General features: G+C 25.2%; 10 protein-coding genes. 2 read left to right on the forward strand and 8 right to left on the reverse strand.

Going from position 1 to position 16,093, the window contains the following annotated elements:
• Positions 1 to 3 precede the first annotated feature (3 nt).
• From MCAN360_RS00340 to uvrB, 5 genes are all read right to left on the reverse strand, one after another.
• Positions 4 to 1,971: a DNA topoisomerase subunit B gene (locus MCAN360_RS00340; protein WP_045433237.1), complete on the reverse strand. Its 1,968-nt coding sequence runs from the start codon at positions 1,969 to 1,971 to the stop codon at positions 4 to 6.
• A gap of 266 nt (positions 1,972 to 2,237) precedes the next feature.
• Positions 2,238 to 3,131, reverse strand: a complete 894-nt coding sequence (locus tag MCAN360_RS04985) for a hypothetical protein (protein WP_231852594.1) — start codon at positions 3,129 to 3,131, stop codon at positions 2,238 to 2,240.
• Between the two features lie 278 nt (positions 3,132 to 3,409).
• Positions 3,410 to 5,065 carry a ribonuclease J gene (locus MCAN360_RS00350; protein WP_045433241.1) on the reverse strand — a complete coding sequence of 552 codons (1,656 nt, stop codon included), beginning with the start codon at positions 5,063 to 5,065 and terminating at the stop codon, positions 3,410 to 3,412.
• Between the two features lie 113 nt (positions 5,066 to 5,178).
• Positions 5,179 to 6,927 carry an endonuclease/exonuclease/phosphatase family protein gene (locus MCAN360_RS04990; RefSeq protein ID WP_052461458.1) on the reverse strand — a complete coding sequence of 583 codons (1,749 nt, stop codon included), beginning with the start codon at positions 6,925 to 6,927 and terminating at the stop codon, positions 5,179 to 5,181.
• Positions 6,928 to 7,158: 231 nt separating this feature from the next.
• A complete protein-coding gene (gene uvrB, locus MCAN360_RS00360) occupies positions 7,159 to 9,132 on the reverse strand; it encodes an excinuclease ABC subunit UvrB (RefSeq protein ID WP_045433243.1) in 1,974 nt (657 codons plus the stop codon).
• Positions 9,133 to 9,205: 73 nt separating this feature from the next.
• Between uvrB and MCAN360_RS00365 the strand changes: the two genes are divergently transcribed.
• Positions 9,206 to 10,051, forward strand: a complete 846-nt coding sequence (locus MCAN360_RS00365; RefSeq protein ID WP_045433245.1) for a leucine-rich repeat domain-containing protein — start codon at positions 9,206 to 9,208, stop codon at positions 10,049 to 10,051.
• 50 nt (positions 10,052 to 10,101) lie between these two features.
• Here the strand turns inward: MCAN360_RS00365 and MCAN360_RS04995 are convergent, their stop codons facing one another.
• Complete coding sequence (locus tag MCAN360_RS04995; protein WP_045433248.1) at positions 10,102 to 10,401, reverse strand: Virulence-associated protein D; 300 nt, start codon at positions 10,399 to 10,401, stop codon at positions 10,102 to 10,104.
• A 259-nt stretch (positions 10,402 to 10,660) separates the two neighbouring features.
• Between MCAN360_RS04995 and MCAN360_RS02960 the strand changes: the two genes are divergently transcribed.
• Positions 10,661 to 11,752 carry a variable surface lipoprotein gene (locus MCAN360_RS02960; RefSeq protein ID WP_045433251.1) on the forward strand — a complete coding sequence of 364 codons (1,092 nt, stop codon included), beginning with the start codon at positions 10,661 to 10,663 and terminating at the stop codon, positions 11,750 to 11,752.
• Positions 11,753 to 12,414: 662 nt separating this feature from the next.
• Here the strand turns inward: MCAN360_RS02960 and MCAN360_RS00380 are convergent.
• A complete protein-coding gene (locus MCAN360_RS00380; protein ID WP_045433254.1) occupies positions 12,415 to 12,669 on the reverse strand; it encodes a hypothetical protein in 255 nt (84 codons plus the stop codon).
• Between the two features lie 391 nt (positions 12,670 to 13,060).
• Positions 13,061 to 15,982: an AAA family ATPase gene (locus tag MCAN360_RS00385; protein WP_045433257.1), complete on the reverse strand. Its 2,922-nt coding sequence runs from the start codon at positions 15,980 to 15,982 to the stop codon at positions 13,061 to 13,063.
• Between the last annotated feature and the right edge of the window lie 111 nt (positions 15,983 to 16,093).

A 16,093-nucleotide genomic window follows, 5' to 3' on the forward strand; every position in this document is an offset into this window, starting at 1 on the left:
AAATTAAAAATCAATGTTTGAAACATATTTTGCATTTTCTTCAATAAAATCATGACGAGGTTCAACCTCTTCACCCATTAAAGTTGTAAATACCGTATCACAAACTGCCATATCATTAATTTGAACTTGAAGCATTTTTCTTGTTTCGGGGTTCATTGTTGTTTCTCATAATTGTTCGGCATCCATTTCACCAAGACCTTTATAACGTTGAATTGAAATATTTTTCTTATCTTCCAATTTAACTAAAATTTCTTCTTTTTGAGCATCATTGTAAGCATATTCAACAGTTTTACCAGAAACAATTTTATACAATGGCGGCATAGCAATATAAACAAAACCGTATTCAATCAAAGGTTTTAAATAACGATAGAAAAATGTCAAAAGAAGTGTTGAAATATGAGCACCATCAACGTCGGCGTCAGTCATAATTATTATCTTATGATATTTTAATTTATTGATATTGAAATCTTCACCAATTCCAGTTCCTAAGGCGTGAATTATTGTTTGAATTTCTTGATTTGATAAAAACTTAACTTTATCATTTTTTTCTGCATTAATTACCTTTCCTCTTAATGGTAAAATTGCTTGAATAGCTCGATTTCTACCACCTTTTGCAGAACCACCAGCAGAATTACCTTCGACAATAAATAATTCTCTTAATTCAGCATTCTTAGATGAACAATCAGCTAGTTTTCCTGGTAATCCACTAAATTCTAACCCATCTTTTTTTCTTGAGGCATCTTTAGCAGCATCAGCAGCTAGTCTAGCTCTTTGGGTTTGCAAACATTTGGCAATAATTTTTTTTGCTATTTCAGGATTTTCAGCTAAATATCTTTCTAAAACTTGTGATACAACCTTATTAGTAGCAGTACGAGCGTTATTTGAACCAAATTTAGATTTTGTTTGTCCTTCAAAAACAGGATCATTATGTTTAATAGAAATAACAGCTATTAAACCATCTTTTGAATCATCTTTAGTTATTTTTTCGTTAGCTTTTAAAAGTTTATTGTCATTTGCATAATTATTAAAAATTCTAACAATTGCATCATAGAAGCCATTTTCGTGTGTCCCACCTTCAGTGGTTTGAATATTATTAGCATATGAAACAACATTAGTTGTGTATTCTTCATTATATTGAAAAGCAACTTCAACTGCAATATCAACTTTTTTTCCAACATTATTGTTTTTATCTTGCTCACCTAGTTGTTTTTCAAAGTCAGTATGCTCACCAATTGCATAAATTACATCAGGAATAATAGTTTTCTTGCCTTTGCTAAGTTCCTTAACATAATCTATAATTCCACCTTCAAAGCAGAAATTTTTTTGATTATTTTTTTCTAAATCAACTAAGTTAAATTTAATTCCTTTATTCAAATAAGCAACTTGTCTAATGTGATCAGTAATTATTCCAAAGTCAAAAGGTCTTTTTTCCATAATGGTATAGTCGGGATGAAATTTAATTTTAGTTCCAGTTTCGTTTAAGGGAACATCACCAATAATTTTTAAATCATCAATAGGTTTTCCACCATTTATATATTTTTGATAATATAGTTTTCCATTTCTTTTTACCCATACTTCTAAAGAATCACTTAGAGCATTAACAACAGATGCCCCAACACCATGTAGACCACCACTTACCTTGTAATTACTTGAATCAAACTTACCACCAGCATGCAAAACAGTTAAAATAGTTTCGACAGTAGATTTATTAGTTGATGGGTGAATATCAACAGGTATACCTCTACCATTATCCTCAATTTCAATATAATTATTTGAATGCAAAGTAACATTAATTTGAGTTGCAAATCCTGCCATAGCTTCATCAACAGAGTTATCTAATATTTCTCATATAAGGTGATGAAGACCTTTATATCCGGTCGATCCAATATACATACCTGGTCTTACTCTAACCGGCTCAAGGCCTTCTAGAACCTGAATATCACTAGCTACATAATTCTTTTGATCTGACATAATTCTCCTTAGTTTTTAATATATAATTGCTTTGCAATTATTATTAACTAATTATACCAAATATTTGCAATAATAATTTGCTTATTTACGAGCTATATAATAGATATTTATAAAAATTTATTTATTTAAACTTTTCAACTTATTTTTAAAAGGAATTTAATTCTAGTTAAATAAAAGTTCTTGTAACTTAATATAAGTTATTTATTTATCTAAATTAAAAAAGACAAGTTGTTATCTTGTCATTTATTAATAATATATAAATTTGTTTAAAATAAATCTTCCTTATCGTCAATCAATGAAAACTTTGAAGAATCAGAATTATCTTTCTTATCATTTTTTTTATTTAAATTTTCATTATCTAAAGAAATTTTGTTTTCTTCTTTTAATAAATTGTAAACACTATTATAAGAATAAATTTCTTTTTCATTATTTAAATTTTCTTTTGATTCTATAAATTCGTTATTAAATTCAATATTAGTTTCATTATTATCTTTTAAATCATTATTTTCAATTTCAAAATCTTGATTTTGTTCTAAATAAGCATTTTCAATTTCTTGAGTTGAGAAATCAGGTTCATCTGGTAAAATTAAAATTTCTTTTGATTCTTCTTTTTTTAGTTCTTCTTCATCCTTAAAATTATTAAGATATATTTCTTTTGTTTCATAGGAAAGCGAAGAGTCAATATTTATTGTTTCTTTTGAAGTTTTATCATATTCAAAAATATCTTTTTTATCCAAATTAATATTTATATTTTTATTCTTAGCTTGCAATAAATTATTTTTTTTCTTTTTATATTTAAATATTCTTTGAATTTTCGTATCACTTATAAAGAAAAAAACTAATGAAATAATAAAAAGAATAATAGCAAATAAAAATGATAAAACAATACCTATTTTTCCACCGATAAATGATATTAAAAAATATATAAAACTAAAAATTATGCCAGGTTGTCATTTATAAGGTAATCAAACGTCCCCGTTGCCTTTAAAATCTTGATACCATTTTTTAAAAATATTTATAAAAGCATTAGAAGCAGTATAATCCTCGGGCTTATATTTTGTATAATAAATTGCTACTCCTAAAATAATCAAACTTAAAATTACAAAAAACAGTCGCAATAAACTAAAATGAAAAACACCGAATGAGTAAGTTTTTTTCATTTTAAAAATAAATTTAATGGATAAAAATATAAATAAAATGATAAAAATAGGTGAAAACATTCCAAAAAACAAACCAAGACTATATGAATAAATGGTCGTTAAACCTTTAATATTTAAAAAAGAAATTACTAAAAAAAATACAGCTAAAAAGCTTAGAATTGTTCAAATAAACTGTTTATCTTTCCAAAAAAAGTACAGTTTTCTTTTTTTATTTTTTATAGTTTTATTTTTATTCTCAATTATATTTTGTTCATGCTCAACCATTTTTTTACCTTAAATTAAATTTCGTATAAAGTTATTACAACCATCGGTTCTTTATTTAAAACCTTAAAAATTTTTCTTTTTATACTTTTTCTTAATTTTTCTTGAATATCTTTTAGTTCAATATTCGACGTTTGTTTATCCTTAAATTCCTTCAAAAATAAATCATTAACAATTTTAGAAATCATTTCTTTATTGTCTTTTGTCATAATTCCATATGATGAAATTTGTAATTGCCCTAAAGGTTTTTTGGTTTTGAAATCAATTAAAGTACTTATTGCTAAAACTCCATCACGTGCAAGATTTTCTCTTTCGTTAATTACTTCATGTGATATATCACCAATACCAAACCCATCTATAATTGTATCCCCAACATTCTTAATTCCATGTTTTTGAGATACTAATTCATTGTTAACAAATTCTGCTATTTTACCGTTTTGAAGTACAATACAACGATTAAAATTCATTCCCGCATCTCTTGCTATATGAGTAGCAACAACCAAATATCTATACAACCCTTGAATTGGAATAAAATATTTTGGTTTTAAAGTTTTAATGATATTGAAGATATCTTCTTTGGTTGGATTACATGAATAATATTGATCTGAAGATAATTCAATTAAATTAGGTGTATTCCGAGCAATTTCGTCTAATGTTAATGCATAATTTACTTCTAAACCATTAACAGGTGGAGCAATAATAACTACAGCATCCTCAGGTCTTATTTTTAAATAAACATCATTGTTTGAAGCAATTCTTATAAATCTTAAATATAACCTTTCAATTGCTCCGGTTACTAAAATAACTGCATTTGGAATTTCATTAGCAACACGATAATCAACAAATTCTGGTAGCTGTAAATCTGGATTTATTCTTAAAATAAGATTTAAAAATTGGGAATAGTTTCTTCCGTATGTAACAACAGGACGATTATATCTTTTTGCTAGAACTAAAATTTCATGAGCTGTTATCATATCCTCGTCATAAAGTCCGACAATAATTCTTTTATTATTTGGAGTTTCTTTAAATTTATATTCAATTTTTTTTGATATTCAAAGTTTATCAATACTTCTACCCGGATAATTTGAGTGTCCTGAATCTAAAATTAAAAGTTGAAGAGGTTTACCATTGTCAATAATTGATTTAATTTGTTGAACATCTGTTTTTCCATAAGGTCCTAAATCACCATCAACGAAATTAGTCATTAAAATAATATTACCACTAGCATATTCAAAGTTTAAACCTATTTGACCAGGTAAACCACCGGCTAAATCAAATGGCGTAACTATTACATCATCAAATTTTACCGACATGCTTATAGTTTTAACCTCAAAATCTGTATTTTCAATATTATATTTAGAAATTCTATCTAGTAATACAATTCTACTGAAGGGACTTGTATAAATCTTTATACCTGGTACTTTCATTAATAATCATGGGATAGCAGAAAAGGATTCGTTTTTAACATCAGTTATAAAAACTCCAACAATATCTTTTGATCTCTTTTCTAAAAAATCATAATTACAAATTAATGTATCAATTCCGTTGTGTGAATTAATAGGAACCTTTGTACCTGAATTTATAATAAATAATTTTTCATTTATTTCTAAAACATAAGAATTTTTACCATTCTCATCTAACCCGCCTAAAGCAAAAAAATTAACCTTATTCATTGTTCTCCTTAAATTATTATTTTGAAATTTTAAAGATATTATTAAAAATATTTTAACAACTTTTTTTATTTCTTTATAAGAAATATAAAAAAATAAAACAGCTTTTTGCTGCTTTATTCCATTATAATTTCAGCTCCTACAGAAGTATGATCAGATAAAGTTGTTGCATTAGCTATTTTTTCGTTTGGTTTTATTTCAAGATTATTATCTTTCAAGATTTTATAAATTTCTTCATCAGGATTATTAACTTTAAAAATGTCGTATTTATATGAATTTGACAATTTTCAATTTGAATCAATTTTATAAAAAAGTTTATCGTAGGGCTCAGATCAGTTGTTACTATTTCCTAAAGATGTTTTATATTCTTCAGAATCTTTTAAAGCTGACTTATATTTACCTTTTAGAGTTGAAAAAGCTATTTCTTCTTTTCCAATTTTAATATTCGTATCACCACCAAAAAAAACATTACTTTGTTGACCATCAATTGAATCAAAATAATCTAGTACATTAACTAATTGTTGTGATTCACGATATTCAAATGCGCCAATTCCAGAAATAGATTTTCTATCTAAGAAATTTCCATAATTTGTTTCAGTTCTGGTTCCTGGAGAATCAAAATGTGAAAAAACAAATGTCATTTTATATTCGGGTTTAATTTTATATTTAAATTTAACACCGTATGGAGGTCTTGAATATTGAGAATTTTCATTTCCAAAAATATCAGTGAATTTATTTGTATAACTATAGCCTATTTGACCATTTGAAAAAGCTTCGGTTTCTAATTTTTGTGTATTATAAATAACTGCTACATGTTCAGCTTGAGCATTGCCAAATATGTCACCTTTTAATTTTTTTGAAACAATATAAGAGTAAATATTTGAACCGTTTAATTTATTTATTTCATCAACTATTTTTTTAACACCATCGCCTTCATAAACTTCCGTTAACCCTAAGACGTCAAATTTTTGTTTATTAGCTAAAATAGCAATTCTTTTTGTTTTTTTATCTTGTGTTTTTGATTCTCCATTAAATTGTCTAATATTTCAATGACCTCACTTTATTTTGTGTTCTTTTAAATTAGATTGGGGTTGTTTATTAGGATTTTGTTGAGAATCATTTGGTACATTATTTTTTGATGTAGGATCATCTTGTTTATCTTTATTTTCATTAATATTTGGATTTGTTGGTTCAAATTCATTTTGATCCTTTTTTTCTAAAGAAAATAAGATAATTTCATATATTGTATCTTTATTTTTAAATTTAAACGGTATAACTATTGTCCCATCTTCTTTTTTTAAAAATGATAAATAATCATTTTTGTTATTTGTAGAAACTATTTCATTATTTTTTAATAATTCGATAAATTCGTTATCAAAAGTTAGATTTTTAAATTCTTTATCCGATCTTTTTGTTCCAAATTTTAAAACATATTTTTTAGATTTTTTACCAGGTTTAATTTTTCCAAAATATTTTTCGCCAGTTATGTTTTCTTCAGATAGTATTTTTTTAATATCATCTATTGTTTTTTGTACTAATTTACCAGTGAATATTTTTTTATTTTTAATTTTTTCTGCAATTTCTTCTTGTTTATGAGTTAAATTATCTTCTTCTTGTTTTTTATCTTCAGGAGTTTTTTGAGGAGCAGTTGGTGATGTTCCATCAGGTAATTGATCTTTTTCTTTTTCTTCTTGATTATCATTTGTTGATTCACTAGGTTTTGTTGTTTCAGGAGGGGTTTGTTCTTGAGTTCCTTTTGATTTTTTATCTTCTTGTGTATTACCACAAGCTAATAAAATTAATGGAGATGATATTACAGATGTAATCGAACCAAAAGTTAATAAAAATTTGCTTATTTTCTTCATATTTATCCTTTTAATTTAAGAAATTTATTTAAAACACAAATAATACGATTTTATAATTACTCTCTACACAACTAATTGAAAGAAGTAATAATGGGGCTAAAAAAATGTCGATAACACAATCATCGATCTTTTTAATAGTTTCATAATTAATATGTTATTTAAAATATTTTAAATTTGAAAAAAATCATATAAAAAACAAAAAAATGCATTAAATCTTATTTTTTTAATGTTTTATTTTCTTTTTTTATCATAACCTAAATCTAATAATAGTTTTTGAATTTCAATTGCTTTATCAAACTCGAAATTTTTTGCTGCTTCTTTCATTTCAATAACTAAATCATTAATATAGTCTTTGCTAACTGACAATGATTTTAAATTCTTTTTAATTTTTGAATTTAAAACTAAATCTATATCATTTTTTGGTATAGATTTTATAACTGTTTTAGGTGTAATATTATTTTTTTTGTTATATTCAATTTGAATCTTTCTTTTTAAAAGATTATCATCAATTGTTTCTTGCATTGACTTGGATATTTTATCAGCAAAAAAGATAACTTCGCCATGATCATTTCTGGCTGCTCTGCCGACTATTTGAATTAATGACCTTTTATCTCTTCCAAGGCCACTAGTATCGGCATCTAAAACAAATATTAAACTAACCTCAGGCAAATCAATACCTTCTCTTAAAAGATTAATTCCAATTACAACATCATATTTACCTATTCTTAAACCATTTAAAATTGCATTTCTTTCAAAAACTTCAAATTCTTCATGAATATAAGCAGACTTAATTTTATGTTCCTTTAAATATCTTGTCAATTCTTCAGCATTAGCCTTTGTATGTGTCAAAATTAAACTACGCTCATTTCTTTCAATTTGTTTTTTTAGCAAATCATGAATTTTTTGAATTTGATTTTCTTTAGGCATAATTTTAATAATTGGATCTAAAAGACCGGTTGGTCTAATAAATTGTGTAACTATTTCACCATTAGCAAAAGAGATTTCTTCATCGCCAGGAGTTGCTGATAAATAAATTCTTTGTAAATCTATTTCATTGTATTCAGAATATTTTAGTGGTCTATTATCAAACGCTGAAGGAAGTCTTCAACCATAATTAACTAATTTTTCTTTTCTAGATCTATCACCTTCATACATTCCCTTAAATTGAGGAAGCATTAAATGGCTTTCATCAATAAAAATAATTGTTTCTTTATCTAAATAATCAAATATAGTATAAGGTTTTTCATTTGGTAATCTATTTTCAATATATCTTGCATAGTTTTCCATACCGTTAGTATGGCCAAATTCTTTTATTGAATCAATATCAGATAAAATTCTTGATTCAATTCGTTGAGCTTCTATTAATTTATTTTCTTTTTTAAAATACAAAATTCTTTCATTTAATTCTTTTTCGATTTCATCACATATCAAGTCGCTTTTGTTATGATCAATTAAAAAAGTTGTAGAAGGATAAATAACAATTTCACTAATATTTTCTTTAACATCATTTGTTGAGGAATCAATCAATTTAATGCTTTTAATTTGATTATCAAAAAGTTCTATTCTTATATAGGAGTCAAATTTATAACCTGGTGCAATCGTAATTACATCTCCAACACATTTAAATTCGCCTTGTTCAATATTAGGAAAAAAACCTTTATTTTTGTATTGCATCTTAACAAGTCTATTAATAATTTCTCTTCTTGTTTTAACTTCATTTACTTTTAAGGGTAAATAATATTTTTTATATTCTTGCGGATTTAAAACCCCATAAATTGAAGCTACAGAAGCAACAACAATTGTATCTTTTCTTGTGATTAAAGAATTTAAAGTTGAAATTCTCATTGCTTCAATTTTATCATTTCTCATTGAAGATTTTTCAATGTATAAGTCTTCTGCGGGTTTATAAGCCTCTGGTCGATAATAATCAAAATAAGAAATAAAGTATTCAACTTTATTTTCTGGAAAAAGTTCTTTTAATTCATGGTAAAGTTGACTAGCTAAAGTTTTATTATGACTAATAATTAAAGCCGGTCTATTACTTTTAGCAATAACATTAGCTAATGTAAAAGTTTTACCTGAACCTGTTACCCCTAAAAGAACTTGATGCTTTTTTCCTTCTTTTAATCCTTCTAATAGTTTTTCTATTGCTTCTGGTTGATCACCCGAAGGAACAAAATTTGACACGAGTTTAAAATTTTTCATGTTCTAATTATAAATTAGTAACCATTATTTAAAAACATAAAAACTTGTTTTTATAGTATAATTATAAGCAATTATGAAAAATACAAAGAAATTATTTTTAACCTTAGCTAGTGTTTCGATACCACTTATAACAACTATTTCAGTTGTTTCTTGTGGTTCGAAAGAATATGCTAATGAATTTTCAAAAGATTTTGTTTTAGGCCCTGCTGGTCGTGATAATTACAATAGGGAAACTCAAACTTTAGATTTATCAAAAACTAATTTAGATATTATTCCTCAAGCCGCATTTTCAGCTAAAGCTTTACTTAGTTTATTTAGTAAAACTGTTGCATCAACAAATCCAAAACCAGAATTTGTAGCTCCTGACGGGATAGTTAATTTTAAAGAAACAAAAATTAACATCAAAAAAATTATTCTTCCAGCAAGTCTAAAAGTAATTGGTAAGGCAGCATTCGAGGGTTTAGGATTAGAAGAAGTACAATTTGATATTTCTTCATCTAATTTAACAAAGATTGAAAGTGAGGCATTTGCAAATAACAAAATATCAAAAATTATTTTGCCGATTTCAGTCAATTCAATTGAAGAAAAAGCCTTTTATAATAATCAAATATCTTTTATTAATCTAAATGAATTAAAGGATCTTAAAAAATTAAGCGTAGGGGTTTTAGCAAATAACAAATTAAACAATATTGATCTTAAAAACATTAATACTATTGAAGATTCTGCGCTTGCTTTAAATGAATTCAAAGACTTAGAGTTGCATAAAGATATTAGCATTGTATCTGAAAAACTATTTTTCTTTAATGGTAACAAAGACAACATAATGCCAATTAATCTTGTTGTTAAAAATGAAGATGTAAAAAAACAGTTAACTGAAGCATTAACAAAAAATTCTGAACTAAATTATATAATTAAATAATTAAAAAAACAACCTACAGCTTAACACTGTAGGTTTTATTTAAAAAATTTCTATTTTTTTTCATCAATTATGTATTCTGTAAAATTAGATAAATCTTCCATCTTAAAAACATGTAATGAAACTAAAGATTTTTTAAACCAAGGAATAGTTTTAATATGTTGTAAAGCTTTGGTTATCTGCAATAAGTTATTAATTGAACGTGAAAAATAAAAACTATTAGATAATCAATGGAAACCATAATGTCTTAAAATATCTCTCACTTCTTCATATGCTTGCTTATAGTTTTCTTCGCCAACTCCATATTCTCTAACTAATATCTCTTTTTTTAGATAAAAAACTAGTCCGTACATATTATAAAAATACTCCTTTATTTTTTAGATTTTTGGCTCCTTTATTATATCACATTAATTTTAATTATAATTAGGGAAGAAAAAATGAACAGGAACATTATTCTAACTTAAAAATAAATAATTAAATTAATATTTTTATTTTTTATTAGAAAAAACAATAATTCTTTGTTAATATTTAAAAAATATTTTTATAATTTAATAAAACTAAAATTATATTATTTATGTTTTAAATAAATTTCTATAAATTAAAAGGATAAATATGAAGAAAATAAGCAGATTTTTATTAACTTTTGGTTTTTTAGCTCCTTTAACCACATTGCCAATAATATCAGCGGCTTGTGATAATAAAAAAGAAGAAACTCCGAAAGAAAATGAAGAATTAAACATACCTCAAAAACCTACAATTTCTGAACAAAAAACAAATGAAGCTAAAAACTTATACGAAAGTGTTCAAAACAGTGCAAATAGCTTTTCAGAAAATGATTTAAAAGATCCACAATATTCTGAAATTAAAAAAACTTTTGATGAAGAAGTTGCTAAAGCTAAAAAAATATTAGAAGAAGCTCAAACAGAAGAAAATTACACAAAAGCAAAAGAAGCTATTGAAGCTGCTAAAGCTAAAGCAGAAAAAGCAGTCGAAGAAGCTAAAAAGCAAGAAAAAACCAAAGAACCAACCTCTCCTGAAACAACAAAACCTAGTGAATCAGAAAAAAAAGAAAAAGATCAATCACCTGATGGAACATCACCGACTGCTCCGGAAAAAACTCCTGAAGATAAAAAACAAGTTGAAGAAGATAAACAAAAAAAAGAAGATGAACCTACAACAAAAGATAATGGACAAAGTCAAGATACTGAAGTTTCTAAAAAAAACGAAGAATTAAACAAGGTTAAAACAAATATTACATCTTTAATAACTAAAACTAGAGAACAAAGAAATGGAGACTATGAAATATTAATAAAAATGTTAGAAGAAGCTCTAGAACAATCTAAAAAATTAATTGAAAAAGAACAAAATCTAGAAAATCTTCAAAAATCTATAGAAATTTTAACAGCTGCTGAAAAAGATTTTAATAACAAAAAAACTAAAATAGATAATGATATAAAAGATCTGGAATCAAAATTCAATAATCTACATTCTCAAATACAAGAATTAATACAAAATAACAAAGCTAATAAAAAATATGATAAATGAGAAAATAAATTTCAACAAATAACAAACCCTATCCCATCTACTGGAGCCACTAAAAAAGATTTTGAAGATGTAATTAGAAAACTAGAAGAATTTCAGGAAGAAATAACAAAAGAAAATAGTCAAAATGGCACTATGTCTGGCACTGAAACTACAAAATAATAAATTAAGTTTAAGTGCAAAACAAATACTTTAACATGGATAAAAAAGCTAACATTGTACGATATTAAATTTTTTATCTATGTTTTTTTAATTACCTCTATTTTTATTATATAAAAAACATCACTAATAATAATTATGGGTTATTTAATTGTAATTCTAAGGCCTTTATTAAACATAACTTATAAAATAAAAGTTTAATTGATTTATTTTTAATGTAGTTAACTTTATTTAATAAAGAAAATAAAAATTTAAATATTATAATTCCTTGTGTAATTATATGTTTATAATTTGACCTTTTTGTTTTTTCTAGGTTTTTAACGTGTTCAAATTGTTCATTTAATTTTTTTTCAATATTAAGCCTAAATAATATTTCTGAATATATAAGTGAGATTCGCTTAAACCCTTATCCTATATTTAAAAAGTAATCACTTTCTAAACATATGTCTAATTAATTAATGAACAGCCCAATAATAATGTAGTTTTTTTAATCTAATATTTTCTATAATGTTTTTGATTTTTTATCGTTTTCTACTTTTGCTTTGGCGAATTTTAAATATTGTTCAGTAATCTAGTTTCTTCGACTAAAGGATTGATTTTTCTTAAATAATCAGTTAATACTTATTGTTTTAATTTATTAACATATTTTCAATAATTTGATGTATTTAATTTATTAATTTTTTTACTGCTTCATTAATAAATGAGTCAACAGTAGATTGATTGTATAATATTTTTTTAGTTGTATTAACAGTGGGTTGATTTTCTAATAATTGTTTTTTCAAATTCATTATTAGTATAGACGACCCTAATGTTTTTGTATCAAAAATAATAGGTTCATCTCCTAAAGGTTGTGAATCTTTATTTTTTACTTCATTTTCGATTATGGGTTCATTATAATTATATTTTTTTATTGTCGACAAGAAATTGCCATTAATGACATTAATGTTATTGCACTTAAATATAATAATTTTTTTATATTCTCTTCTTAAATATTTTATCTCTACAATAAATTAGGGGTTTAGGGTTCTTTCTAACCTGTTTACAATATTATTGAACTTACTAAAAAAATATATAAAAATATTGATTTTTATAAATTAATGAAGTAATTTAGGCGTAATACAAACACTCTTAAAACACAAATAAAAAAGTTAGTATCGCTTGAATTGTTAACATTTTTTGTATCCTTTGTTTATCTATTTTTTTGATATAACAATTTTAAAACAAAAAACATCATAGCAATTTGCCATGATGTTAAAATCAAAACAAACTATTAACTTTTAATGCCCTAGTTTAAAAACTTGATTTTTAATTTTAATCTATTAATTTTTTGGCTTCAGTTAAATTAACACTAAAGAATGTTGTAACACCTCTTTTTTGCATTGTTGCTCCATAGAGCTTATCAACTCTTTCCATTGTTCCTTGACGGTGGGTAATAACAATAAATTGAGTATTTAATTTCAAGCTTTGTAGAAACTCAGCAAAACGAATAACATTAGCTTCATCTAATGCAGCTTCAACCTCATCTAAAATACAAAGTGGTAATGGTTTTGCTTTTAATAATGAGAATAATAAAGAAATTGCAATAAGAGCCTTTTCACCACCTGAAAATAATTTAAGATTCTTAATTGATTTTCCTGGAGGTTGTGCCATAACATCGATACCACTATCTAATAGATTATCAGGATCCGTATATCTAATTTCAGCCATACCGCCACCAAACATTTTAGAAAATACGTATTTAAATTCTTGATTTGCTAATTCCACTGTATTAGTAATTCTTTCAATAATAATTTTGTCCATTTCCCTAATTACTTCTTCAATTGTTTCCTTAGCATCAATAATATCTTTTTCTTGGGTTTTTACTTCATTAAATCTATTTTCAACTTCTTGCAATTGTTCAATTGATTCAATATTAATATGCCCCAATTCTTTAATGTCATTTTTTAAATCTGACACTAATTTTCTTGCTACATTAAAATCAATATCTGGATTATAAAATTCTCTCGCAGTTTCAAAAAGCATATTATATTGTTCTGATAGTCTTTCTTTTGCATATTTAATTGTTGATTCAGCTTTTGCTTTTTCTGCTATTTTTAAAGAATTTTTAGATATTAAATTATTTAATTCAACATTTGCTTCTGTATGGTTAGCATTAGCAATTGAAAATTCTTTTTTAGCAGCTTGTAATAATTCATTTTGAGAAGTTCTTATTGCTAATAAGTCACCTCTTTCTAAAACTAATTTTTGAATTTGTGATGTAATATCAACATTTTGAAATTCATTAATTTCTTCTTTCGAAATATTTTGATACTCAATTCTTAATTCATCAAACCTAGAAGTAATTTCATTTAAGGTTATTTCTTGTTTTTTAGAATCTAAACTTAAATTAGAAAATAAACTACTTAATTCCTCATATTGATTTTCTAGATTATGAAATTGATTTGATTTTCTATTTATTTTTTCGACAATTGTTGGTTTTAATTGTTCTAGTTTTGCTACTTGTTCATCAACAGCTAAAAAAGAAACATTATCATTTTTTTGTCCTCCACTTAAGACTCCACCGACTCTAATAATGTCGCCATCTAAAGTAACAACCATATATCTTTTTTCTAATAATAATGATATTTTATTAGCATTTTCAATATTATCAACAACTAAAATATTTCCAAGTAAGAAACGTTTTAAAATGTTAAATTCCTTATTAGTAGAAACTAATTCTGAAGCAATTCCAAGAAAACCTTTTTGTGTTTGAGCAACAACAACGTGTTGTTCTAAAACATATTTAGGATTTATAGAAGCTAAAGGAATAAATGTTGCTCTTCCACCTTTATTATTTTTTAAAAATTCAATGGCCTTAACTGCTGTATTTGAATTATCAACAACAACGTGTTGCATTGCGTTTGCCAATATTGTTTCGATTGCTAAACTATATTTCGAATCCACACTAATAACTTCTGAAACTAAAGCCTTATATCCTTTAAATAAATGAGCATTTTCAACTATATTTTTGGTTCCTTTTTGTAAATTAGATTTGCTTTGTTTTAATTCTTGAATATAATTAATTTTTGTATTAATTTTTTGTAACTCTTCATTATCTAATTCTAATTCTCTTTTTATTTGACTTTTTTGAGCAGAAATACGTGATATTTCTTGTTCTAATGTTTGAATTTTTTCCTTTTGTTCAGTAATAAATTTTTTTGTATGAAAAATTTTTGTATTTAAATTATTCAATTCTTCTTTTAAAGCTTGCTTTCTTTGTTCATTATTTACTTCTATAGTCGAATTTATTAACATTTCCCGATGTTTTTCTTCTTTAGCTGAACGAATTTCTAAATTATTAATTTCTTCAGTCATTTCATCAATTTTTTTTGTCAAGGAAGACACGCTTTTATCTAAAGAAACCATTAATTCTGATTTTTTATCAGAAATATCTTTATACATCTTAATTTTAATTTCAAGATTTTCTTTTTTTTGGTAATAAATAATAGAATCTGATTCTAATTTTTCTAAACTATCTGAATATGCCATAAAATCATGCACCAACAAAGAAACTTCAACTTCTTTTAATTGTTCAGATTTAAGTTTAAAAATTTTAGCCTTTTCAGCTTGTTTTTGTAATGGTTTAATTTGTTTTTCTAATTCCTGCACAACAATAGCTATTTGTTCTAAGGCTTCTTGAGTTCTGATTAATTTTCTATCAGCTTCGGCTTTTCTTGAACGATACATTGATGTTCCTGAAGCTTCTTCAAAAATTTCACGACGTCTTTCAGGTGTTGCTTCAGCGATATCAGAAATTGTACCTTGACCTATAATAGCTAATGAAGATTTAGAAATACCACTTTGCATTGCTATTTCTTTAATATCTTTCTGTTTAGCTATTTCTCCGTTTATATAATATTCATTAGCTCCCTTGCCACGATTTAAAACACGTGAGATAGTAAAAAAGTCATGTGGAATATCAACTGCACGGTCTCGATTATCAAAAGTTAAAATAACTTCTGCACGGTTCATTTCTTTTTCAGTTTTTGAACCTGCAAAAATAACATCCTCCATATTATCACCACGGAGTACTTTTGAACTAGTTTCACCTAAAACTCATCTTATAGCATCATTAATGTTTGATTTTCCAGACCCATTAGGTCCAATAATTGCTACAACACCACCATCAAATTTTAGTGTTACCTTATCAGCAAATGATTTAAAACCGTGAGCTTCAACCTGAATTAATTTCATATTATTATTCCTTTCCTGTTTTATTTAAATAAAACAAAACATATTTAACATTATAAAGCATAAACACAAAATATAAAAAAGTATTTCATTCTATTTTTAAAATACATAAAC

The sequence above is a fragment of the Metamycoplasma canadense genome (genome assembly GCF_000828855.1).
Taxonomy (GTDB): Bacteria; Bacillota_I; Bacilli_A; order Mycoplasmatales; family Metamycoplasmataceae; genus Metamycoplasma; species Metamycoplasma canadense.